The 25,391-nt window shown below is 24.2% G+C and carries 22 protein-coding genes and 1 tRNA gene; 2 read left to right on the forward strand and 21 right to left on the reverse strand.

Translation table 4 applies throughout. The annotated features are described in order from the left end of the window. Positions 1 to 46 precede the first annotated feature (46 nt). The 13 genes from T397_RS0102755 to T397_RS0102815 form a co-directional block, all read right to left on the reverse strand. Entirely contained in the window at positions 47 to 688 is a 642-nt protein-coding gene (locus T397_RS0102755; protein ID WP_027124116.1) for a GNAT family N-acetyltransferase, read from the reverse strand. A 17-nt stretch (positions 689 to 705) separates the two neighbouring features. Further along, on the reverse strand, positions 706 to 1,515 hold the full coding sequence (gene ribF, locus T397_RS0102760; RefSeq protein WP_036448906.1) for a riboflavin biosynthesis protein RibF: 810 nt from the start codon (positions 1,513 to 1,515) through the stop codon (positions 706 to 708). 6 nt (positions 1,516 to 1,521) lie between these two features. Further along, positions 1,522 to 2,163 carry a tRNA pseudouridine(55) synthase TruB gene (gene truB, locus T397_RS0102765; RefSeq protein WP_027124118.1) on the reverse strand — a complete coding sequence of 214 codons (642 nt, stop codon included), beginning with the start codon at positions 2,161 to 2,163 and terminating at the stop codon, positions 1,522 to 1,524. Between the two features lie 2 nt (positions 2,164 to 2,165). Beyond that, positions 2,166 to 2,777, reverse strand: a complete 612-nt coding sequence (locus tag T397_RS0102770) for an MPN157 family protein (RefSeq protein ID WP_052663101.1) — start codon at positions 2,775 to 2,777, stop codon at positions 2,166 to 2,168. A gap of 9 nt (positions 2,778 to 2,786) precedes the next feature. After that, complete coding sequence (gene rbfA / locus T397_RS0102775; protein ID WP_027124120.1) at positions 2,787 to 3,131, reverse strand: 30S ribosome-binding factor RbfA; 345 nt, start codon at positions 3,129 to 3,131, stop codon at positions 2,787 to 2,789. 6 nt (positions 3,132 to 3,137) lie between these two features. Continuing rightward, on the reverse strand, positions 3,138 to 4,979 hold the full coding sequence (gene infB / locus T397_RS0102780; RefSeq protein ID WP_027124121.1) for a translation initiation factor IF-2: 1,842 nt from the start codon (positions 4,977 to 4,979) through the stop codon (positions 3,138 to 3,140). 30 nt (positions 4,980 to 5,009) lie between these two features. After that, complete coding sequence (locus T397_RS0102785; RefSeq protein WP_052663102.1) at positions 5,010 to 5,285, reverse strand: YlxR family protein; 276 nt, start codon at positions 5,283 to 5,285, stop codon at positions 5,010 to 5,012. Next, complete coding sequence (gene nusA / locus T397_RS04030) at positions 5,275 to 6,978, reverse strand: transcription termination factor NusA (RefSeq protein WP_052663103.1); 1,704 nt, start codon at positions 6,976 to 6,978, stop codon at positions 5,275 to 5,277. Before nusA ends, T397_RS0102785 begins: the two co-directional genes overlap by 11 nt. 130 nt (positions 6,979 to 7,108) lie before the next feature. Continuing rightward, a complete protein-coding gene (locus T397_RS0102795; RefSeq protein ID WP_027124123.1) occupies positions 7,109 to 8,095 on the reverse strand; it encodes an RluA family pseudouridine synthase in 987 nt (328 codons plus the stop codon). Further along, a complete protein-coding gene (locus T397_RS0102800) occupies positions 8,089 to 8,898 on the reverse strand; it encodes a TrmH family RNA methyltransferase (protein WP_081794315.1) in 810 nt (269 codons plus the stop codon). The genes T397_RS0102795 and T397_RS0102800 overlap by 7 nt, the downstream gene beginning before the upstream one ends. Positions 8,899 to 8,900: 2 nt before the next feature. After that, complete coding sequence (locus tag T397_RS0102805) at positions 8,901 to 9,878, reverse strand: DHH family phosphoesterase (protein ID WP_036448908.1); 978 nt, start codon at positions 9,876 to 9,878, stop codon at positions 8,901 to 8,903. Then, positions 9,878 to 11,068, reverse strand: a complete 1,191-nt coding sequence (gene thiI, locus T397_RS0102810) for a tRNA uracil 4-sulfurtransferase ThiI (RefSeq protein WP_052663104.1) — start codon at positions 11,066 to 11,068, stop codon at positions 9,878 to 9,880. The genes T397_RS0102805 and thiI overlap by 1 nt, the downstream gene beginning before the upstream one ends. Before the next feature lie 6 nt (positions 11,069 to 11,074). Further along, the gene (locus T397_RS0102815; protein ID WP_027124127.1) at positions 11,075 to 11,926 is read right to left on the reverse strand and encodes an MPN551 family DNA-binding protein; all 852 of its coding nucleotides are present in this window, start codon (positions 11,924 to 11,926) and stop codon (positions 11,075 to 11,077) included. A gap of 61 nt (positions 11,927 to 11,987) precedes the next feature. Between T397_RS0102815 and T397_RS0102820 the strand changes: the two genes are divergently transcribed. Then, positions 11,988 to 12,506, forward strand: coding sequence for a GNAT family N-acetyltransferase (locus tag T397_RS0102820; protein WP_027124128.1), 519 nt, complete (start codon positions 11,988 to 11,990; stop codon positions 12,504 to 12,506). Between the two features lie 50 nt (positions 12,507 to 12,556). Beyond that, a tRNA-Arg gene (locus tag T397_RS0102825) sits at positions 12,557 to 12,632 on the forward strand. Between the two features lie 83 nt (positions 12,633 to 12,715). Here T397_RS0102825 and T397_RS04035 read toward each other — a convergent pair. The 8 genes from T397_RS04035 to T397_RS0102870 form a co-directional block, all read right to left on the reverse strand. After that, entirely contained in the window at positions 12,716 to 14,422 is a 1,707-nt protein-coding gene (locus tag T397_RS04035; protein ID WP_052663105.1) for a BMP family ABC transporter substrate-binding protein, read from the reverse strand. 155 nt (positions 14,423 to 14,577) lie between these two features. Further along, complete coding sequence (locus T397_RS0102840; RefSeq protein WP_027124129.1) at positions 14,578 to 16,173, reverse strand: BMP family lipoprotein; 1,596 nt, start codon at positions 16,171 to 16,173, stop codon at positions 14,578 to 14,580. Between the two features lie 199 nt (positions 16,174 to 16,372). Then, complete coding sequence (locus T397_RS0102845; protein WP_027124130.1) at positions 16,373 to 17,179, reverse strand: hypothetical protein; 807 nt, start codon at positions 17,177 to 17,179, stop codon at positions 16,373 to 16,375. Between the two features lie 3 nt (positions 17,180 to 17,182). Continuing rightward, a complete protein-coding gene (locus tag T397_RS0102850) occupies positions 17,183 to 20,566 on the reverse strand; it encodes an AAA domain-containing protein (protein ID WP_027124131.1) in 3,384 nt (1,127 codons plus the stop codon). Positions 20,567 to 20,610: 44 nt separating this feature from the next. Next, positions 20,611 to 22,353 (reverse strand): hypothetical protein, encoded by a 1,743-nt coding sequence (locus T397_RS0102855; protein ID WP_027124132.1) that lies wholly within the window; start codon positions 22,351 to 22,353, stop codon positions 20,611 to 20,613. Positions 22,354 to 22,379: 26 nt separating this feature from the next. Then, positions 22,380 to 23,252 (reverse strand): hypothetical protein, encoded by an 873-nt coding sequence (locus T397_RS0102860; RefSeq protein ID WP_027124133.1) that lies wholly within the window; start codon positions 23,250 to 23,252, stop codon positions 22,380 to 22,382. An 11-nt stretch (positions 23,253 to 23,263) separates the two neighbouring features. Next, complete coding sequence (locus T397_RS0102865; RefSeq protein ID WP_027124134.1) at positions 23,264 to 24,436, reverse strand: acetate kinase; 1,173 nt, start codon at positions 24,434 to 24,436, stop codon at positions 23,264 to 23,266. Positions 24,437 to 24,454: 18 nt separating this feature from the next. Next, positions 24,455 to 25,390 carry an ABC transporter permease gene (locus T397_RS0102870; protein WP_027124135.1) on the reverse strand — a complete coding sequence of 312 codons (936 nt, stop codon included), beginning with the start codon at positions 25,388 to 25,390 and terminating at the stop codon, positions 24,455 to 24,457. Position 25,391 lies beyond the last annotated feature (1 nt).

Genomic DNA, 25,391 nt, shown 5'->3' on the forward strand with positions numbered 1-25,391 from the left:
AAACATACAAAATTTAGATACTAAATTTTAACACTTTTTTTAAAATTTATTCACACAAAAAAATCATTATTTCATGCAATTCGTTTTCATAACTTTTATATGGTTCATTTTTGGCATCTAAAATTAATTTCTTTTTTATCAATTTATAGTTTTGTTTTTCATAATACTTTCAATTACAATTACTATCTGTTACTAATCAAAATGATTTAAAATTAAATTTATTACAAACATAATTAATTAAATTTTTTGCAATATTTCTACCTTTAAATTTGGGATTAACTGATAAAAGTTTTAGTTCAGGAATATTTTGAAGCATTTTATTAGATTTTAATTCATCAATTAAATTATCAATATTTTTAATTACAGCCATTTGCAATTCAAAATCATATATTTCGTTTTCGTTGTTTAAATTTGAACGCATATAATTAAATTTTTTAATATATGAATCATTATTTAATTTTGTTTGAATTAAATTATCAAAAAAAGCTAAACCAGCAACTTCATTATTCATAATTGCTAATTTTTTAATAGAACTATCTGAAATAAATTTTTTAGCTGATATAGTTAAAAAATCATTTATATATTGTTTTGGAAAATTTCTTTCATTTAAACGAAAAATATTATTCAATAGTTTTTTTACTTCTTCAAAATCTTTATCTAAATAATCTCTAACAATAATTTCGTTCATAAAAAACCTTTTAAATTTTAATTAAAATAATTTTTAGCAGTGTTAATATCTAGTTCAATTGCTTGTTTCAAATCAATAATATTTGAAAAAAATTCATTTGGTCTAATAAATTTATAAAAAATTATTTTTATCTCATTGTCATAAATGTTTTTATTGAAATTAAAGATATTAACTTCAATATATTTTTTAGATTCTTTAAAAGATTTACTATTTCCAACAAATCCAACACCTTGATATGTTAAATTATCAACAACGCATTGAACTATATAAGAACCTTCGTTTAATTCAATCAAATTTTTATCACATTCAATATTAGCTGTTGGAAAACCTAATGATGTTGCTATTTGTTTCCCTTTAATTACTTTTCCAACACGATAATATGGTTCTAAAAGTAATTTGTTAGCTTCAAAGAAATTATTATTTTTAATTAATTTTTTTATTAATGTGGTTGAAATATTGGAACGATTAACAATTAAAACATTTTTAAAATTTTTTTGTAAAAATTCAACATTTTGTTTATCGCGACCAAAAAGATAATCACTACCAACTATAATTCGATATTCACTAAATTTTTTAAGTAAAAAATTATTACAAAATTCTAATGCACTCATATTTTGAAAATTTAAATCTAATAAATAAATTTTATTTGTTTTCATCTTTTTCAACTGATTAAATCTTTCTTGTTCTGAATACAAAAAATTATTTTTTTTACTTGGAATATTTTTAAATGTTAAAACGTCAAAAAGAAAATCTTTCGATTTTTCAAACAATAATTTATGTCCATGATGTAAACCATCAAAAAAACCCAAAATTAAATCTTTTGCCATAATTAATTAAATTGATAAAAACAAAGAGTTTTTTAAATTATAATCCCCACATTTAGTTCTCAAAATTTTTTTACATGTTGCAAATGTATTCAATTCTAATGCTAAATCTATAGCAAGTTGTCTTATGTAAAAACCTTTAGATACATCAACCATCAAACTTAAAATTGGCAATTTAAAATCAATAACTTTTCAATTATATAGTTTAACTTCTCTAGGTTTCAAATTGAACTCAATATTATTTCTTGCTAATTTATAAGCTCTAACTCCATTTACATTAATTGCTGAAAATTTAGGTGGTATTTGTAAATATTGATTATCAACAAAATTTTTTAATTTGGAAATGATTTCATCTTTATCAAAAAATAAATTAGAACTTTCTTTTATTATTTTACCTGTAATATCTCCGGTATCAGTTTCAACTCCAAATAAAATTTCTACATAATATTGCTTATTCAAATTAGACAAATTTTTAAGTAATTTAGTTGATTCGTTAACTCCAATTAATAAAACACCACTAGCCATAGGGTCTAAAGTTCCAGCAAAACCAGCTTTTTTTCAATTAAATTTCTTTTTCAATATATTTAAAAATTCTGTCGAGCCAACACCAGAAGGTTTATAAAAATTAATTACAGAATTTTGAAAATTCATTATTAATGATTAAAAGCTTGTTGCAAAACAGATGGATCTAAACCAGCATAGGCAACAATTAATATAATTGAACAAATAAGTAATAATAATCCATTAATAATAAATGTAAATCAAATCATTATGTGAACTGATTTAGATTTATGAATTTGATTAATTCCTGAAAAAAATGCAGCTCCTAAATATAAATATGGTAATGCTAACAAAACAATAGAAATAATAGACATAATACGCATAACATTATTTAAGTTATTTACATTTGTAATTGCAGGAACAGATGATCCAGATAAACCTACAAAATATTGAGTAAAACCTAATAAAGTTGAAAAAAACACTATCATCAATATACTTATACCAAGAACGATATATCATTCTTTTTTAAGTTTATCTTTTTGATTCAAGTTTAAAGTAACATATCTACCAAATTTATTAATTTTATTTTGTTGTTTTTTATTTTTTTTATTCTTGATTTTAGTTTTTTTATTAGGTTTTGAACCTAAATCAATTGAAGTTTCTTTATCAAATAAATCATTTTCAACTAAATTTGGATCAAGATTAGCATCAACAACTTTAATGCCTAATTTTTGTTCAATTTGATTATCATTAATGTTTTCCATAAAAATAAATTAACCTTTTGCTTTGATTTCAGATAATATTTGATCAATTTTTATTGCTTCGTCAATAGACTTATCAATTTCAAATATAAGATGGGGAACCTTTCTAATTTTTAATTGTTTGCTTAAAGCAGTTTTAAAAATACCAGAAGCTAAACTAAAAGCATTTTTAACATTATTTATTTTTTTACGATCCAAACAATCTAAAAAAATTTTTGCAACACCCAAATCAGCACTAAGTTTAACATATGTTACAACTCCTTGTTTAACAATTGGGTTTTCAATGGTTGTAAGAATTGTATTACTTATTATTGTACCAATTTGATTTTCTAATCGTTCTCGTTTGTAATTTGACATATTAATTTAATCTTGTTCTTTTTTAATTACTTCATAAACTTGAATTAAATCATTTTTTTTAACATCATTAAAATTTTCAATAGTCAATCCACATTCATGATCCATTAAAACTTCATTTACATTATCATTAAAACTTTTTAAAGAATTAATTTTCGAACGATAAATAATTGATCCATCGCGAACTACTCTACAATTTGCATTTCTTTTAATTTTACCATTTATAACATAGCAACCAGCAATTGTTCCTACTTTGCTATGTTTTCAAATTTCTCTTACTTCCGCTTCACCTATTTCATTATCTTCATAAATTGGATCTAATTGACCTTTTAATAAAGATTTAATATCTGATAACATATTATAAATAATGTTGTAATTTCTAAATGAAATTTTTGCATTATCTAACATTTCTTTAATAATTTTTGTACATGAAATATTAAATCCTAAAATAACAGCATTAGATGCTTGAGCTAATTTAACATCATTTTCACTAACTGATCCTGTAGCAGCACGAATAATATTAACAACAGCTCCATCAACATCAATACCATTAATTGCTTGTTTTATTGCTTCTAAAGAACCTTGGGCATCAGTTTTTAAAATAACATCAAGATTTTTTAAATCACTACTAGAAATTTGTTCAGTTTTTAACAAATCTTGATATTTTTGTCTTTGAATTTTTTGTTTATATGATTCAGCAACAGATTTAACTTCTTGCTCAGATGAAAGAACAACAAATTTTTCACCAACTTCAGGAACAATATCAAAACCTGAAATTTTGACTGGTTTTGATGGTGTAGCAATTTCAACATCTTTTCCATATTCATCTTGCATTGTTCTAACTTTTCCATAAGCTGCTCCTAAAGTTATATAATCACCCACTTTTAGGCTACCTCTTTTTACAATGACAGATGCCAATGGACCTAAACCTTGAGACAAATTAGCTTCAATTACTATTCCATATGCTTGAGAATCAAAATTAGCTTTATATTCGTTTATATCAGCTAATAAAATAATGCTTTGTAATAACTCTAAAATTCCATCTTTTGTATAAGCTGAGCCTTGAACAACAATAGTGTTGCCGCCTCATGATTCTGGAATTAAATCATATTTTGTTAATTGCTGCATAACACGATCTGGATTTGCTTCAGGTTTATCCATTTTATTAATAAAAACTATTATTGGAACTTTAGCATTTTTAGCATGATCTATAGCTTCTTCAGTTTGCGGTTTGATACCATCATCTGCAGCTACTACCAAAACTACAATATCTGTTAAATTAGCACCGCGAGCTCGCATATCTGTAAATGCTTCATGACCTGGTGTGTCAATAAAAGTAATTAATCTATTATTTAAACTTGCTTGATATGCACCAATATGTTGAGTAATACCACCATGCTCAGAAGCAACAACATTAGTTTTTCTAATTACATCTAACAAACTAGTTTTTCCATGATCTACATGTCCCATAATTGTTACAATTGGGGGTCTAGGTTTTAATTTTGATGGATCATCATCAAATTTAATTTTATCTAAAACATTTTCTTTTGTGACTTCAGTTTCAATTTTAAAATCCAAATTAAATTCTAAACATAATTCACCAATTTGTTCAATTGATAATAAAGTACTAAAATTGACAATTTTACCTTTAACAAAAAAATACTTAATAATTGTCGAAACACTTTGATTAATTTGTTTCGCAAATTCTTCTAAAGTTAAAGGTGCAGTATAAACAAAAACACCATTTTGAATTCCTACGTTTACACTCTTTAATTGATCATTAATAGAAATTCGGCCACGAGAATCAAATTTGTTATTTTTATATTTTTTTGAATAATTATTTTTTTTCATATAGCCAATTCCTTTTAAAATGTGTAAAATTTATATTTTGATATTACTTAATTCATTTTTTAAAAATTCATAATTTGCATTGCTCAAATTTATTTTAAAAATTTTAGTAATTATTTTTTTATTAAAAAATTTTTCAATAATTTCTTTATTTTTTTGCAAATACAATCCTCGACCTAATTCGCTTTGATTTCAATCTACTAAAACTTGTTCTTTGTTAGGTTTTAAAACAATTCTAATTAATTCTTTTTTTAGAAAATGTTTTTTAGTTACAACACACATTCTATAACTTAAAACACTATTCTTCATCATCTTCATCAATCAAGATTACATCTTTTGTGCTTGTGTTTTCAGAATCTGAATCAAGCATTGAAAAATCATCAATAATTGTTCGTTTATTTTTCTTTTTATTTGAATTACTATTTTCTTTTTCTTTAATTTCAGTAGGTAATTTAATTTCTTTAATTTGTCGTTTTGGTTCTTTAGAAAAATCAACTGTTTCAATTAAATTTTGAATTTCATCATTTGTTTTTGGTTTAACACCAGCAATATCATTTTTTTCATTTTTTTGATTTTCATTTATAGATGAAAGATTTTCAATATTTGTGGGTGATAATTCAGTAATTTGAGATAAATTAATCTTGGATTTATTTTTAGATTTTTTAGTTTTTTCTTCTACAGGTGATTCTAAATCTACTACAATGTCATTACTAGTATTTTGTTTAGTTGAAAATGAAACTAAATCTTCTAGTGATTGATTAGAAATAGAGTTTTTAAATGTATTTCTTTGGCTATTATAATTTTGTCTTCTACTATTGTTGCGGTTATCTTTTGAATTATTAAATCTATTATTGGAGAATAAATTTAATGTTACTGAATTACTTTCAGGAACATATGTCGTAGGTTTAATTTCAATATTTTCTTCTTTTGCTTGACTAATAGATTTAACATCTATATTTCAACCTGAAAGTTTAGCTAATAACTTAACATTGATTCCAGCGCGTCCAATAACATTTGGTAATGATTCATCATCAACAAAAACTTCCATACTTTTTTCGCGCTCACTGTCTTCTACAATATTAATGCCAACTACTTTAACTGGTGCTATAGCATTAACTACTAATTGTTCATAATTTTCACTTCAAATTAAAATATCTATTAATTCATTTCCTATTTGAGAAGAAATAGATTTAATCTTATCACCATTGAAACCAACAATAGCACCAATAGGATCAAATCCTTGTTTATTTGAAATAACAGCTACTTTTGATTTTTGACCTGCAGCACGAGCTATTTTTTTAATTTCAATTGTTTTATCTTCAAGTTCTGGAATATTAGAAGTCATCAAATATTCTAATAATCTCTCATCAGCACGAGATAAAAGGATAGGTCAACCTCTTGATTGTTCTTTTACAGCTTTAATTACAAATCAATACTTTTTACCTAATTGTAAATTTTCACCACGAATAGTTTCAGATCTTTGCAAATAACCACTAGTTGTTTCTAAATTAATGATATATGCATTGTTTCTTTCATCTTTTTTTTCAACTTCAGCATATATTAAAGTTCCAACTTTATCAATTCATTCACTTACAATTGATTTATTAGTTAATTCAGCAATTCTTTGTTTGAAAAGTTGCAAAACATATTGAACCATTTGTTTAGAAATATCATTTTTGTTTAATAGAGATACTTCTTTAAAAAACAAATCACCTACTTTAACATTCGGCATAGTTTTTTTTGCTTCATCTAAAACTATTTCGTTAATATCATCAAAATCTTCAGTTTCTGTTTCAATTACTTTTAAAACTTTATTAATTTTAAGAGTACCTAATTTTAAATCAACTTGAACATCAATAACAATTTCAGGATCTTCACGCATAAAAGCTTTTTTAATTGAATCACTCAATATATCAATTACTTCATCTGAAGATAATTTTTTAGTATTTGCTAATTCAGTTATTGCTTCTAAAAATTGAGATTGAAAAACAGCAGAATTCATTTTATTAACCTTTTATAACCTACAAATAAATGTTAAAGGGAAGTGTTGCCACTCCCCTTATATTAAACTTAAATTATAACCGTAGATATTATAACATGTTTTTAAAAACAAATAAATATAAAAATATTTATTATATTTGTTCTTTATTGTTATTTAAAAATCAAGGACTGTTTTTAGAATAAAAAATTAATTGACTTAAATAGTTTAAACAAGGAAATGCAATTTTATCTAAATAATCAAATTGAATTTTATATGCATGCAGTGCTTGAAATTTATATTTTTTGTTTTGTTCATGATATTCTTTTAATCCATATTTATGATCACCAACAACAGGATGTCCAAGATACTTGAAATGTGATCTAATTTGATGAGTTCTTCCTGTAATTAATTGAACATCTAAAAGAGAAAAATTTTGTTTTTTAAATTCTTCTAAAACTGTATATTTTGTAATAATCGTTAAATAATCATCATTAATTTTTTTTGAAAAAACTTGAACAATATTATTTTGAGTTTTTTTTAACAAATATGCTGTTTCAGTTTTTTCTTTAAATGGAAGCATACCAAATACTAAGCATTTATAAAATTTTTTAATTTTTCTTTTTTTAAAAATTTCATTTAATTCTTGCAAAGCCAAACCATTTTTTGCTGCTAATACTATTCCTGTTGTATTTGTATCCAATCTATTACAAATACTAGGGGTAAATATTTGTTTATCATTTCATTGATTTGATTTATATAAATAATTTAATAACAACTCTTGAATAGAAGGTTTTTTATTATTGTTAGCAGGTTGACAAGCTATTCCTACAGGTTTATCAATAATTAAAATGTTATTATCTTCATAAATAATTTGAAATAAATTTTTAGCGTCAAATTCTTTAAATTTAAATTTGTTATTTTTGTTGTCAGAATTTAAATTTTTAGGTAATCAAATTTCAATAACATCATTAGGTTTAATTTTAAAACCTTCTTTGATCTTTACCTGATTAACTTTTATTTCTTTTAATCTAATAAATTTAAAAATTTGTGAACGCGATAAATTAGGAAAACATTTAAGTAAATAATTTTCAATTCTTTGTATTCCATCTTTTTCAGATACAATAATTTTTTTTAACATTTTCTATTTATTTCATAAAAGATAATTGCACTAGTTGCTGCAACATTTAATGATTCTACATTACTATTAATATTAATTTTATAACTTGCATTTAAATTTTTTAGTAACAACTTATCAATTCCGTGTCCTTCGTTTCCTAAAACAAAAACATTTCCTAATATTTCTTCATTTGATAAATCATTAACTGGTTTTGCATCTAAAATATTTTGCAATCCAATCAATTTAATGTTTTTAGATTTTAATGCATTTAAAAAAATTTCAATATTTTCAATAATTGACAAAGATATATTAAAAATATTGCCTGCACTAGAACGAATAACTTTAGGATTATAAACATTGACGGATTCTCAAATAAATAATCCATCAATATTAAATGCTGCGCCATTGCGAATAATAGATCCTAAATTTTCAGGATTTTGAATGTGATCACATAATACATAATTTGAATTATTATTTAAAGAAAATGATTGTTTTGAAAAATGAGATTTTGGATAATAAACAAAAAAATCATTACCATTTCCTATTTCATTCAAACGATTAATCAATTGTTTATTTAATTGAATTCAACGAATTTTTCATTTTTTAGTTAATGATTTTATTTTATTCAATGTTTTTATATCTATTTCAGTAGAAACAAAAATTGTATTAGGTTCATAATTTTGTTGTAGTGCAACTAAATTATTTTTGAATCCAGCAACACAAAACAAATCATTAAAATTTTTATTAACTCCTTGTTTAACAAAAATAATTAAATCCTTAAAAATGGGATTTGTAAATGAATTTATTTGATGAAATTTCAACATAATTATTTTGAATTTTTTAATGATTTTAGATAACTATCTAACAAATTGATAATTTTTTTAAAATCCTTTTTGTTATCTAAACTAAACCCTGAAGCAAATTTATGTCCACCACCATTAAACATTGAAGCAAAATGATTAATAGGAATATCTCTACTTCTTATTGAACCTTTTCATTTTCCGGATTCATTATCATAATAAAGTGCTATTCAAATATAAACATTCTTTATATTATTTAATGCATGAACCATTGTCATTGGATAACTTATGCCAAAACGTTTGTGGGAATTTTTAGGTAGCAAAACATATGCTAATCCATTGGGGGTTACTTTTGCATGGTTTAATGTATAAAAATAATATTTATGTTCTGAAATTGATTTGTTGTATACAATATCATGAATTTCTGAACGATTAAATCCGGTTTGTAATAAATCAGCTGTTATTCTAAACGTATTTGGACTTGATGACAAATACAAAAATCTTCCAGTATCTGTAAGAATTCCAGAATATATATATTTAGCCATAATAGGTGTTAATTTGTAATTTAATAATTTTAAAAAAGTTCCAACCATTTCTGCTGTTGATGAAAAAGTTGGATCAACTCAATCAATATCACCAATATCTTCAATTTTTGGATGATGATCAAAACGAATAATTTTTTTTGCTTCAACATGTTTCCCTGTTAAAACACGATCTGAATTAGCAGTATCAAAAACAATAGCTAAAGATGATTTTAAAAATTCATTATCAACTTCTTCTTTTTCAAATGGAAAAACATTTGCACCAAATGAACTATCTAATTTATATGTTCCCATTACATAAGCTTTTTTATCAGGAAAATATTCTTTTAAAAATTCTTTGAAAGCATATGCTGAACCTAGAGCATCAAAATCAGGTCGTTCATGAACATATAAAGTAAAATTTTGAAATTCTTTTACCAAATTTAAAATATGACTTTCAATTTTAAGTTCTTGATCTTGCATTATAAGAACTCCTTTACACTAAAAATCATTAAATTCTTTTCAGTTAGTTTATTAATAAGTATATCAATGTAATTAAATTGTTGTTCAATTTTATCTATAATTTCCAATTTCGGAGATGTAGTAGGATTTTTTGGCACAAATAATGAACAAGCATCATCATACGGTAAAATAGATGTTTCATAAGTGTTAATTTTTTTGGCTATATCAATAATACTCATCTTGTCCATTCCAATTAAAGGACGTAAAATTAATAAATTTGGTGTAGCATTTGATATGTTTTTTAAACTGTTAATAGTTTGTGAAGCTACTTGGCCTAAAGACTCACCAGTGGCAATAGCATCATATTTATGTGTTTTTACTAAAATATTTGCTTGTTTTAAAAAATAACGACGTAACATTGTTATTTTGTAACTTTCAGGTTTTATATGATTTAATTCCTTAATAATTGGCGTAAAATTAGACACATATAATTTTGAATCACACAATAAACCATTTAAAGTAATGATTTTAGATAATTGTTTAGTTTTTTCTAAGGCAGCTTCTTTTGTGTGAGGCGGAGTTATAAATGTTAAAAAATCCACATGCATTCCTCGACACATTAAATTATAGGCAGCAACAGGACTATCAATACCACCAGATAATAAAACCAAAACTTTTCCACTAGAACCAACTGGTAGGCCTTTAGTTCCATTAATTTTTTTGACAAAAACTAAAAAATAAGATTTATTAACTTCTATATGTATTTTATTAATTGGATTATGTAAATCAACTTTTAAATCTGGATTACTTTTTAAAACAAAAGTTGAAACTTTTTTAATAATTTCAATTGAATTTAAACTATATGACTTATCTTTTCGTAAGCACTCTAATTTAAAAGTTTTATTTTTGTCTAAACTAAGTAAGACACATTCATTTAATAAATCTAAATCTCTAGAAATTTTATATCCAATATTAATGACACTAATTCCTGGAATTTTTTTTAATAAAAAAACTATATCTTTTAAGTTTTTGGAAGAAAAATTACTTATTTCTATATGATCAAATTTAATTTTTGATTCATATGAAAAATTGGACAAAACAATTTTGACATTTTCGTGCAAAAAATTAACAAAATTGGCACGATTTTTCCTTTTTAATGTTAATTCTCCATATCTAACAATTAAAATGTGTTCTAAATGCAAATTATCCATAAATTACTAGTTTTTAATTTCAATATTATTTTCTTTTAATCATTCTAAATCTAAGGCTGTTAATTTTGGGCTTATTCCAGTTAGTATATGACTTTTGTATCATGCAGTTCCTTTTTCGATAAATGGAGATATTTTTTCTCTTTTAACTTGCATTTCAACAAATCTAATTTCTCGTTGATTAATATCACAAAGTTCTGGATTAACATAATCTTCAGGTTTTAAAAAGCAAACAGCAAAAATACCTTTTTCAATATTACGCAAATATAAATATAATGACAATTGAATTTTATATTCATTTTTAATATCCATTTTGCCATCATCATTAAATCATTCATCACGTTTTGCATTAGCTTTTTTAACAATTGGAAATCCATTAGAATTTAAAAGCATTTGCATTTGATTGTTAATTTTTTTATATGACAAGCGATCTATAGAACTAGTCTTAATCTCAAGCATGGGTTTTTGTGGATAAAGCAAATTACCTTGTTCATCTATTGGTTCACCATCTGGAATACCACCAAATATCGAATTTTCAGGAAATGCATCTCAATTAATTTTATATGGCTCATATGAAATAAAATTGATCTTTAAATGTTTACTAGCATAATCTCTAATTTTAGGTTCAATTATATTACCAGCTCTTGATAACATAGGATCCATTTCCTCTTTATAAATATTAACCATTGTTGCTCAAGTTTGAACAGGAGAACTATATTTGTTTAAACCTAAAACATTATAAAATCTACTTCCGGTAATTTTTTTAAATTTAGATGAATTTTCTTTAAAAAAATTTTCGGATAGTTGTAAAGAATTATCTTTAAAATAAAAATCTTTATTATATTCTTTAATAAATGGCATAATGAATCAATTTTATTATAATATTCTTTAATTAAATACAAAATGGTTGAACAAATTTTTAATGTTTAAAGAATATTATCAAGTAACTGAATTTATTTCATTACGTAAAATTAGATTTGAATATGCTTCACAAATTACTGAAAGTAGAAAATTTAATAAAAATTATTTACCATTTTTAACTTGAATTAAAACACTAAAATTTACAGACGAAGAGTCATTATTTTATATTGAAGATAAATTAAAAAATTGATCTGCAAACTTAGAATGAACTTTTGAAATTTTTTGAGAAGAAACTTTAATAGGAGATTTCCAAATTAGAAAAACAACAAATTGAAGTGAAATTGAAATAGGTTATTGATTAGACTATAGATTTAGATTAAAAAATATTATGTCTACAATTATTAATTTTATATGCTCAATTGCAAAAAGTTTAAATATAAATTGAGTTATTATTGTTGCAGATCCAAAAAATATTGCTTCAATTAATTTAGCAATTAAATTGGGTTTTAAAGAAACTCAATATTGAATTAGAAAAAATGATCAAAAACTTGGATTATTAACATTCGCAAAACAAATTTAATTTTATTCAAGAATAATTAAAAGATTTATTATTTATAATATTAAATATGTGCGCCCATAGCTCAATGGATAGAGCGTCTGGCTTCGGACCAGAAGGTTATGAGTTCAAATCTTATTGGGCGCGCCATTAAAAAACAAAAAAGCACATTGAAATTTAGTTCAATGTGCAATTTTTATTTATATGCTATTTTTATAGTTTTTTGTTAATTATTAAATAATTGATATTCCATAATTTCACTTTGTGCCATCAAGCGGATTATCACCAGTATATATTTTTACAGTTTTTTCACCACCAAATGCAGCTTGTACAGTATATTTACCATTATCCCCTGTTATGGCAGGTAAATTAGTCAAATCTAAAGAATTTGTATCACTTAATTCATCACCTTTTATTGTTCAATTGTAACCATTAGTGTGAGTAGTATCATTAGAATATTTAATTAAAATCTTATCTTTTAATAATTTTTCATAATTATTCATTTTGTCACCATCAGTTGGACGATTCAACACATCTTGACCTTTTTTAATATCAGATAATTTTCATTTTGTTGTAGTTGATGATGACAAATCATATTGTTGATATTGTTTGTTATTTACAGTAACTTGTGTTCCGTCTATTTTACCTGTTGTAGAACCAGTTGGATTTTCAGTAAAGAATAAAGGATCAATTAAATATGGTAATCCAGCATCTGAAATTCCTACTCCATCATTATTTAAATCAGCAACATTGTTGTATCCAAATCCAGAATATCCTGGTTGATCTTCTGTTAATCCTTTATTTTGACCAGATTTAATAGCATCAAGCACACCATGAACACTTATTTTTAAATTTTTCAATGAAGAAAAAGGAATAACATTTTTAACTGTATTAGTTGGTTTAGGCATTGATTTTTGTAAACTAGTAATATTTTCTTGTGCTGTATCAACACCAATAATTGCAACATTTTCACCTTTTTGAGTTACTGAATTAACAGCAATGCGAGTTTGTGGACCAGCTATTGGGAAAATTGCTTTTGCACCATTTGTGATTAATTTATCCATTAATGTAATAGCTGCTTGAGAATTTAAATCAAAACTACCACTTGAATAACTATTAATTGAACGATCATCACTTTGTGAAATTCATTTAATTGGAATTCCATTACTACCATCTTCTAATTGAATCATAGGAGCAATTTTATTTCAATAAATTAATCCTTGTCTATATCCATTTAACAAAGATACAGTTGATGGTAATGGAATACCAACAAAACCACTAGCACCTATTGTATCTGGTCTTGCAGAATAAAAGGAACTTCAATTTTGATTTAGATAAACAGCTGTTGCTAAACCAACTAAGAATGAACCGTTATCTGCACGATATGCAATACTTGCTACATTTGTTGGATTTGATGTCTTATTATTTCCATACGATGTGCTCATAGCGCCATCTACAAAAATAAATCCAGTGTCTTTAAGTGTGTTGTAATATTGTGAACTTTGATCAGTTAATATTTGCAATGCATTTTGTTGATTAAAACCTGTTGCTATTACAATATTACTTCCATCATTTTTAACATTTTCATATGTATTAATTCTTGAATCATCATTACTTCCAGGTTTTTTCCAAATACCATTTCCTTCTACAATGTCAGGACTATTTGCATCTGGAGCATTTTGACCTAACGCTTTATAAAAATCTCTCAATCCATCGTATGTCGATTCACTAAATGATTGATCAGCTAAAACCGATGATGAATCAGATACTACTACTTGAGCTGTACTTTTAAATTGGACACCAGAACAAGCAGTAACTATAGTGGCTACAACTACTCCCGACAATGCTAAACCACTAAAGGCTGAAATTTTAAAAACAGTTCTTTTCTTATTATTTTTTATGGGCTTACTCAAATTACTTCTTGAATTTTTATTATCCATACCAAAGCAATCCCTTCTCGCTATTAGAATTTTTAGTTAGCTAAATAAATAAACTAACAACTTTAATTATACATATGAACAAATAAAATTTATTTTTAATGCTTAAAAAAACAATAAAAGTGATAGATGATATGTTTAATAAAAATACTTTATTATTAATCTATTTGAAAGCTATATTTTCAATTTTTACCTGATAATAATGAACCATTGGCTATTAATTTTGTTTTAGTTCCACCAAATGCTTTGTTAATATCATAATTAATAATATTTTCTTTATCTGCAACAAAAATTGGACAATGTGAATCGGATTTAGAACTTAATTCATTTCCAGTAATTGTTCAATCAATTTCATTAGATTCGTTTTTATATTTTATTTTTATTTGATTATTTAATAATTTTTGATAATTACTAATAATATTTTTTTTGTCTTTATCATTTTCATTTGTTTCTAGTAATTTAGACAAACTTCATTTACTTGTTGTTGTCGATAAATCATAAATTTGAAAATTATCATTTGTTGTTGGAGTAATAGTTGAAGCATTATTGTCTAGATCGGGTTGTATATTTGCAAAAAATAATGGATCAATTAAGTAAGATAAACCAGCGGGAGAAACACCAACTCCACCATTACTTAAATCAGCAATATTGTTGTATCCAAAACCTGAGTATCCAGGTTCATCATCAGTTAAACCTTTATTTTCACCAGATCTAATTGCACTTAATACACCGTGAACGCTAGTTTTTAAATCTTTAATTGAAGAGAAAGGAATAACTTTTTGAACTGCTCCATTTGGATGAGGCATAAACGATTGTAAATCTGAAATATTTTCTTGAGCGCTATCAACACCGATTACAGCAACATTTTTGCTTGATGCTGTTATTGAATTAACAACTAATTTAGTTTGCGGACCTGCAATTGGAAATATTGCTCTTACACCTTTAGCAATTAATGAATTTGAAATAGTTGTAGCTTTTTGTTCATTTGCTAAAAAACTACCAGAAGTAAATTCATTAATATTAAATGAATTGCCAGGTGAAATAAATTCAATCGGGATCCCTGAATTATTTCCATCAATTGTAATTAAATTGGCTATTTTATTTCAATACATTATTCCTAATCTAAAACCATTTAATAATGAGACTGTTGTAGGGATTGCTAATCCAACAAAACTACTTACTGAAATTTTTTCAGGAACTTTAGACAAATCATCAACAAAAGATTTTCAATTTTGATTTAAATAAACTGAAGTTGCAAGACCGGCTAAAAAAGAACCATTATCTGCACGATTTGAAATACTTGCAACATTTTTGGGATTGCAAGTTATTGTTTGAGTGTCACTAATTTTATAGTTTGTATTCATAGCACCATCAACAAAAATAAAACCTGTATTTCCAAATTTATTTTGGTAATTATTATCATTAACATTTGTAATCAATTGCAATGCATTTTGATGATTATATCCAGATGCAATTACAATATTGCTACCATCATTTATAATGTTTTCATATGTATTAATTCTTTCAATATCATTTTTTCCGGGACGTTTTCAAATACCATTACCTTCTACAATATCTGGACTATTTGCATCAGGTATATTTGGTAATTTTACGTCATTTTCATAAAAAGATTTTAAACCATCATAAGTAGATTCACTAAAAGATTGATCTGCTAAAGTAGAACTATCATCTGAAACAACAATTTGAGCAACACTTCGATAAATTACTGAACAAGAGGTTGTAAAAACAGACAAACTAACAAAGATAGCAACTAACCCAAAAAAACCAAAAATTTTTAAAAATTTTTTAGATTTTTTTTACAAGCAAATTTATTATTTCATTTAAAATAACTCATTATTTTTATTATTAAACCCCAATTTTTACATTTCTTACATTTTTGAATGTTCAAAATTATTGCTAACAATTATATATAAATTACATAAAATAAATTAATTATTTTATCTCTAGAGATTTAAATCTATAAAAAGCTTTCAAACTATACAAGAATAATAGAACTTTTAAAAAAACTCTATTATGTCAAAATAAATACCCGTACAAACCAACTAAAAATGATTTATGTTTATTTTTATAATAATTAGAAAAAGCTTTTTTTCATTTTAAATCAATGTTAGAATTTCTTTTTTTTCAACTAGCTTGAAATGAATAATAAAAAATATTATCTTCTTTTTCTTTATCGATAAAAGTTAAAGGTAAAAAATCAAAAAAATCATTTTGAGTAAATTTAAATCCCGGAACAAAAAGATTCAATTCTTTAAATGATTGTGTAAATTGCAAAGGTCCTAATTCAAAGTAATCAATATTTTTTATATTGATATATTTTTTATATCTATTAATAGTTTCCAAACAAACTTTTTGTGTTTCATAATCAGCAATATAAAACAAACAAGAATGAACATAATATTTATCTTCTTTTAATACAAAAGATTTGTGGTTTTTTTCTAATTCATCTAAAAAATTTTTGATTTTACTTTTATTAACACCAATTAAAGCATCCATATACATTCCAAAATTTTTAGATAATTTTCAAAAACGATAAATATCAGCCATATATGAATATTTTTTTGCTAAACAAGATTTTTTATAATACTCAAATGTTTTTAATAAATATTCATGTTCTTCAGTTGTTGGACCTAAAATAAATTTATGATTAAATCCAACAATTGCATTTAATTCATTAAATTTTTTTTCTAGTTCTTCTTTTTTTTCTTTATCACCGTATCAAAACGCATATATTTTCATAGTTTAATTTTTATTATTTTCGAATTCACAAATAGTTGATAATTTTTTTTGTAAATTTAACAAAACGTTTTTTATAGAAATAATTCATTCAGAAGTTCAAATTCTAAAATGATTTCAACCACGTTTTTTCATAAAAATATTTTTGTATAAAAATCTTTCATAAAATTGACTTAATGAATCAAATTTAGGAGTATCTATATCAATTGCTAATATAGGAACACCATTACGGTAAAACACAAAATCAAATATATATTGCCCTTCAACAACATTTTGATTAATTTCAAAATATTTTCCAAATATTTGTTTTAATTGCTTATTTACAGAATGTAAAATGTATTCTTTATTAAAGTTACTATCTAAATGTTGAATGGATGCAGTAACAACATTACCTGATTCAGGATCTTCTTTAGATATCAAATTTTGTTTTTCACAATAATCTAAATATTCTACTAATAATCGTGTACCCGGAATTTTGCTTGATCAACCATTATATTCACTAGCCATATTAGTTTTAAATAATTCAATACGATGCTTAGCTCTAGTTATGGCAACATTTAAACGGTTTTCACCTTCTGCTTTACTAATTGGACCATAATTACTAACAGATTTATCATAACCTAATGAGAATAATATAATATCTCTCTCATCACCTTGGACATTTTCTACATTTTTAACAAAAAGACCAATATATTCATCATTTTCGTTATAACGATCTCGTCATTCATTAACAAATGGATCATTCATTTTATCCATTAAATTTTCTATCAATTCCGTTTGAGTTTTGTTAAATGTAATAACACCTAAACTTTTATCATAATCTTCTGTTCTAGTTAAATCACGTATTCGATTTACTAAAGCTTGTGCTTCTTCAAAATTTCGATTGCTTTGTCAACGACCATTAGTAATATTATGAACAATAAAAGTTTGATTAGATTTTATTGCTTTATCCATAAAAATTAATTCATTTCCATATATATGATTGTTTGTAAAAGCAATTAAATTACTAAAATCTGATCGATAATGATAACGCAACATTGTGCTAATTCTAGCACGTTCTTTTAAAAAGTGAATTAAACTAACAGCATTAACTGCTTCATTTGTTTCAATAATATTATCACTATCCAATTCATCAAATGAATCATCATTATAATTAGCTCGAGATTGAAAGAAATTAGAAGGTCGTAATTGTTTTGTATCACCAGCAACAACATATTTTGATGCACGGTATAATGCTGGTAAAGCTCGTTCTAAGAAAACTTGGCTTGCTTCATCTATTATCACATAATCATAAAGATTTTTATTATTTTCAAGCAAAATAGAAGCAGTTTCAAAAGACATAATGTGTATTGGATATAATTGTTTCAAAAGATTTGAATACATTTTAAATCATCATGAAATGTCTTTTAAATTAGAATTTCTTCCATGTCTACACATTTCTAACAATGTTGATTTGTCAGTTTGATAAATGTTATAAAATTTCTTAATTATTAATGCATGTAATTCATCTTTACAATTATTAATAAATTTTTGGGTTTCTTCTTCAAATTTTATTGAATGTTTGTCAATATCGTTTTGCAAGAATAACAAATCTTTTAACTGACTTGCACTACAAGTTTGCATATATCAAGAATAAAAGAATCTAGAACTTTCTCGATTAACATTGTTTGTTATTACTCATTGAATTGTGTTAGCTTTTGACTTAGAACTATAATTTTTTAAAACTAAATATTTTTCAATTTGATTTTTTAATTTTTTATACAAAACTTTAATGTTGTTTTTTGCTTTAAAAAAAGGATTTTTAATTTTAGGAAGTTCAATAATTCCAGATTTTAAATATTGACTAATTAAATATTCTCATTTTCAATCTGTGACATCATGAGAATAAATATTTAAAAATTTGTTAAAATTTTCTATTTTTCAATCTTTAATAATTTCTTCTTCTAAAGTTAAATATTCATTATGCTTAGCTAATCATTGATAATCAGAATGTTGAGAAATTCAATCATCAAATTCTTTTGCATCTTTTACTGTTATATTTTTAGTATCTAAAACAGAAAAATTAAGCAACATATCAAATAAATCATATTCATGTTTACCTGAATTAATTTTTAAATTATAAATATTATGAATTTTATTATTTTTTTCATAACCTTCATTTATTAAAGAACTATCAAAATTAGAACGAGAATAATTTAACAATTCTGGACGATATTCTTTTTCAAAATAATTTTCATATTCTACAAATTGTTGATAAAATTTTCTTTTTTCTTCAATTAAATTAGGAACATAAAGTGCTATATGTTTCAATTTACCTAAACGATTGTAAACCACATCCATAGCAGTAGTTTTTTCACTTACAAAAAGTGCAGTTTTATTATTTAATGCAATATTAGCTAAAATGTTTAATATAGTTTCTGATTTTCCAGTACCTGGTGGACCTTCAATAACAACATCACCCATTAATGCGTGTTTAATAGATAGTTGTTGGTAAATATCGATATTGCTAATTAAAGCAATTTCTCCAACTTTAAAATTATTATTAAATGCTTTATGATCAAATAATAAATCTCTTTTGTTAGCAAAAACTTCATCTATTGCATTAGGATCTTTACTCATTATTGTTGTAAAATCTTGAAATAATTTGTCACCTTTTACATCAAATATACCTAATAAAACATTGTTAACTAGAGCATTATAAGATTGATTTTTATTTGCTTCTAAAAATTCTGGTTTTCCTTTTTTTTCAAATGGAATAACTTCATTTGTTAAAGGCATTTTAAATATAATGTTCAAATCTTTAAAAACATTTAAAGCTTGTTGAATATCCAAAGTAGATTGATCATATTTATTTTGAAACAATATGCTTCTTTTATTGACTTCAACTCCTAGTATAGTTGGATTCAATATAAATTCACTATGATTAATTATTAAATTAATTTTTTGGAATCTATTTACAGGTTCCATTTCAACTTGAATATACAATAATGGAGCACGGTAAAAATCACCAAATTCATTAATTCCTTCAATTAAAGGTAATCCTATAAATAAACTACTATCTCCAAATTCTCGCATTTGTTTTTTTAACAATTTATATAAATGTGAAAATTCATTTTGAAAAATTTTAAATAAGTCTTCGGTTGTTCCAAAACGTCTAAAACTTTCTGCTTCAGGAATATCACTTAAACGTTTCAAATCTATTTCAATCACATTATTAGTGTTAATAAAATTAATAATTCCATTAATTGAATGATCATAAATGTTTGAAGCACATTTTAATAATTCACCTATATCAATAACAGTTTGCGAAAGTGTTGGCAATCAAAAACTATTAGATTTTGTTTTCGCAGAAACTAAACGATTTTTTAATCATGATCAATCAGCAGCCATATTTTTATTCCTATTTTTTACTAGATAAAATATTATATAAATTTTTAAGTTTGAATTTTAGACTTTTTTCTTAATTTTAATTTTATAAAAGCATAAAATTCTTTTAATTTTAAAGTAGTTACATTTTTAAAAGAAGAATTCAATATTATTAAAATAGTTGTAATTATTAGAACAACACTTGAAGAAATAAGAAAAATTAAAAACAAAATTAATATACTTTCTCCATTTAAAGATAAATGAATTTGTTTGTTAATGAATATCGCAGAAGTAACGCCTGAAAAAACAATTCCTATAACTAAAACCAAAATAAGTTCTAAAAAAATAAAATTTAATATTTCTTTTCGTCTTTCTCTTTTATCTTCATAAAAATATTTAATTACTGATATTTTTAAAATAATATATCTAAATCCAACTGCTAAAACATTAGATAAAATTAGTCCAAAAATTAAATACAACCCATTTAATAATTTTGGAAAATAAAAAGCAATTATTGTATTTATAATTGATAAGCTAACATTTATTATAGCTTCAACTAAAGCAAACTTAAATTTTCATTTGTATTCTCCCGTTATACTTTTATTATTTTCGGGAGCACTTCTCGATAATTCAATAAAACAACTAATACTAACTAATAAACCTATTCATAAATTAAAAGAATTATTTAACAAATCATTTGGTGTTGGTCAACCAATTGGTTGTACTTGTGGTAAAAATGAATTAGCATTTGTTGTAGTATCATTCACAATAAATGAAATTAAATATGGAGAACAAAACATTACATACAACATTGCAATCATAGCTAAAATAAAACAAAAATAATCATAGGTTTTATATGCAAATTTAACATATTCTTTATTTTCGGTATGAAAAATTCTTGCATATGACATGGATGGTGTTCCAGCAATTATAGACATAATAGAAGATATCGAATTTTTAATTACAAAATAATTTGCAAAAATTCCAGCTAATGTAGCAGCAATTTCAGGACTTGAAAAAAAACCATAAATACCAAAAATGAAAAAAGAGGTATTTGTTATAAATTGCGAAATAAATGCATCTGCAATGATTTGACGTCTAATTGAGTTGTCACCAAGATTCTTTTTAGACATTTTTGGCACAAATCAAGGAACAAATTTTTTTCTCAAAACAAATGCGACAATAATTCCAAAAGAGCCAACTAAATTAGCTGAAAATGCAGATAAAATTAATAATCATTTATTTTCGCCTATAAAATTATAAGTATGATTTGCTACTACAATTCCTATAAAAATAGCATTAAAAAAAATTTTTCCTATTAAATCAAAAATTTGTAACAAATAACCTTTGCGCTCAACAGATAGAACTTGTTGATAAATAGGCGAAAATAAAAATGAAAAAAAACTTGAAAACCCAGCTGCCAAAATTATACAAGTGCTAATTCAGCCATCTGTAGTATTGCCAATATTTATTGCAAATGGATAAACAAGTGCTAAAATTAACAAAGAAATAAATGCAATTGATCCTCTAGTACGATATTCATATAATGATCTTTGCATCAATTCATTTGCAAGAACATAATTTTTTTTTGATAACGGTTCATATAAACGATAAACAGTTATTGTATTTATGGTTCCTAAAATTAATGTCACATAAGGAATCATTGCAGTTGCAATATTAAGAAATCCATAATTAGAAGTGCCTAAAAATTGATTTGTAATATAAGCAGTTAAAAAAGAAACTACTAATGAAATAATATTAACAATGAAACTTATATAAGTATTTTTAAGTGCAATTTTATATTCTGACATAACGATAAAATTTGAAAAATTATAAATTATTTAGAATTGATAACTTGATTTAATTTTTTGATGTAAATTTTTCTTATTATTCAAAAAACAAAACTAAATTTTAAACAACAATAAATTATTTTATTCAACAATGATAAATTAGATATTTTGTTATTGTTTTTGCGCAATCACCATAAAATAAATAATTTAACAATAACAATTTTAAAAGAAGGTTTTTTATTTAATATAAAGTGAGATTCTCAAACATAATATTGTGCATTATCCAATTTAACATTTAAATTATTATTTGAAATTCCTTCTTTTGTATATTTATGACAAATAACAGGTTTAATTTTGTTTGTAGGTAAATCATAATACTTAGATAATAAAGCAGTTTCAAAAACTTGATTTTCAAAGTTTAAAAAAGTTTTATATCAAAGTTCATTATTTAAAATTATTTCTGAATTTATTAATAAAAATTTATCACCAATTTTGCCTTTTTTAAAATAAAAATAACTTAATGATTTATGATTATCAATAAAATTATCACCTATAATTTTATTTGAATTAATATCAACTAAATTGTCAGCAACATAAACAAAATTTTTATCTAATGAACTTTGACTTAATTCTATTAATTCATTTGAATTTAATAACAATTCATCTTTATCATCAACCATAAACAATCAATCATTTATTTTATTATCAATAATTAAATTCAAAAATGATTTAACTTTACCAATATTATTCTTATTATCAATAGCTAAAACATTTTTTAAGTGTAATTTATCTTTTATCAAAAAACCTGAATCACCAGAATCATTAATAAAAATAAAATTTAAATCTGGGTTTTTTTCAGCAAAAGACACTCATTTATTAAAATAAATATCAAAATTTTTAGAACAAATAATAAACTTCATTATTTAAACGTTTATAAAAAACGTAAAACGTTTTTAACGATCATTAACTCTTCGTTTGTTCTGATTTGATATAAATTATATTTTGAATCATGATTATTAAATTGTTTTATATCACCATATGACAAATCACTTAAAATGTTTTTATCAAAATTTAGATTTAACAATGGTAACGATTCTAATATTTTTTCAATTATTTTAAATGCGTTTTCACCAACTCCAGCAGTAAAAATTATTCCATCAATTTTTCCTTCTAATTGATTGGCATAAGTAACAACATAATTAGCTACTCTTTGAGCATACATGTCAATAGCAATTTTATTTTTTTCAGAATCTTTAAATACATCACGCATATCTGAACTACCAGTTAATGCAAATAAACCTGATTTTTTGTTTAAACTGTTCGTAATTTCATTTGGTGAACTATTTAATTGTTGACATAAATAATCAATAACTGCAGGATCAATATCTCCAGATCTAGTCCCCATTATTAAACCTTCTAATGGTGTGAATCCCATTGATGTATTATATGATTTGCCATTTTTAACTGCACAAATTGATGCCCCATTACCTAAATGACAAATAATTAAATTTAAATCTTTTTTATCTAAAAATTTTTGCATTTTTTCAGTTATATAATGAAAAGAAGTCCCATGCGCACCATAGCGACGTACTAGCAATTCTTTTTCTCATTCTTGTGGAATAGCGTATTTATAATTTTTTTCTGGAATAGTCATATGAAAAGTTGTATCAAAAACAGCAACATTTTTGCAACCAGGTATTAATTTCGATAAATCACTAACAACATCAGCTTCATGTTTATTATGTAAAGGAGCTAATTTTGCGAATTCATATATCTTATTTAATTTTTCTTCATCAATTAATACAGAATCTTTAAAATAATTAGCACCTTGTACAATTCGATGACCAGCACCAATAATTTCATTAAAATCTTTAATAATATTTAAACTAATTAGATGATCTAAAATACATTGCAATGCAGATTTATGATTTGGTAAATCAACTTCTTTTTTAATTTTTTCATTTGAATCTACTACAGTCATTTCGAAAACGCCATCAATAAAAATTCGTTCACACAAACCTTTAGACAATAATTTCATTGATGTATCAAATAATTGAAATTTAATTGAACTTGAACCGGCATTTAAAACTAAAATTTTATCCATATTTTTTACCTAACGTAATTATCTTAAACCTTTGTCAAAATGAGTGCCTGCAGCTTTTGGCCCTTTTATAAATCTTCCAAATAAAACCATAACTAATAAAGTTAATATAAATGGAATCATCTTTAACAAGAATCCATCTGAAATATTTGGTAAATTGGCTTGTTTAGTATAAGTTAACAATAAAGCAAAAATTAATCCTAAAAATATTGATGGAAGAATTTTTCATGAACTAACAATCATTAAGGCTAATGCCATAAATCCTAAGCCATCAACATCTCCAGTAAATCCTTGACCTGAAATTGAAAATGCAAAAAAAGAGCCTGACAAACCAGCTATAAATCCAACAAACATTAAACCTAATCATTGATATTTATAAACATTAAGACCTTGTGCATCAGCAGCATTAGGATTTTCACCACAAGATCTATATCTTAAACCTAACTTTGTATAATTCATAACAATATAAATTATTGCTATAACCAAAATACCTATTAAAAAACAAATTAATGATTCCAATCTTAAGTCATTTCCGGGGTTGATACCTAAATTTGTTTTTGGATTATATTGATTAGATAATGTAGGAATTTTAAACAATGGCATAGCACGATCGTTAATAACTAATCCTATACCTGTAGCTAATAAATTAATACCAGTTCCTGCAATAACATGGTCAGCTTTTAATTTAACAGTAGCAAATGCAAACAAAATACCGACAAGCGTTGAAAGCAATGAAGAAATTAAAAAACTTGCCAAAAAAGTTCATTGATATGATGAACCATCATTTCCAATAACATTTTTAAATATTATTGAAAACATCATAAAAAACAAAGCACCAAATGTCATCATTCCATTTATGGCTATATTAACAATTCCTACTCGTTCAGATAAATATCCACTAATGATTGCTAAAACTAAGGCAGGACCTAAAATCAATCAAACGTTTAATAATTGCATA

The sequence above is a fragment of the Mycoplasmoides pirum ATCC 25960 genome, assembly GCF_000685905.1.
Classification (GTDB): domain Bacteria; phylum Bacillota_I; class Bacilli_A; order Mycoplasmatales; family Mycoplasmoidaceae; genus Mycoplasmoides; species Mycoplasmoides pirum.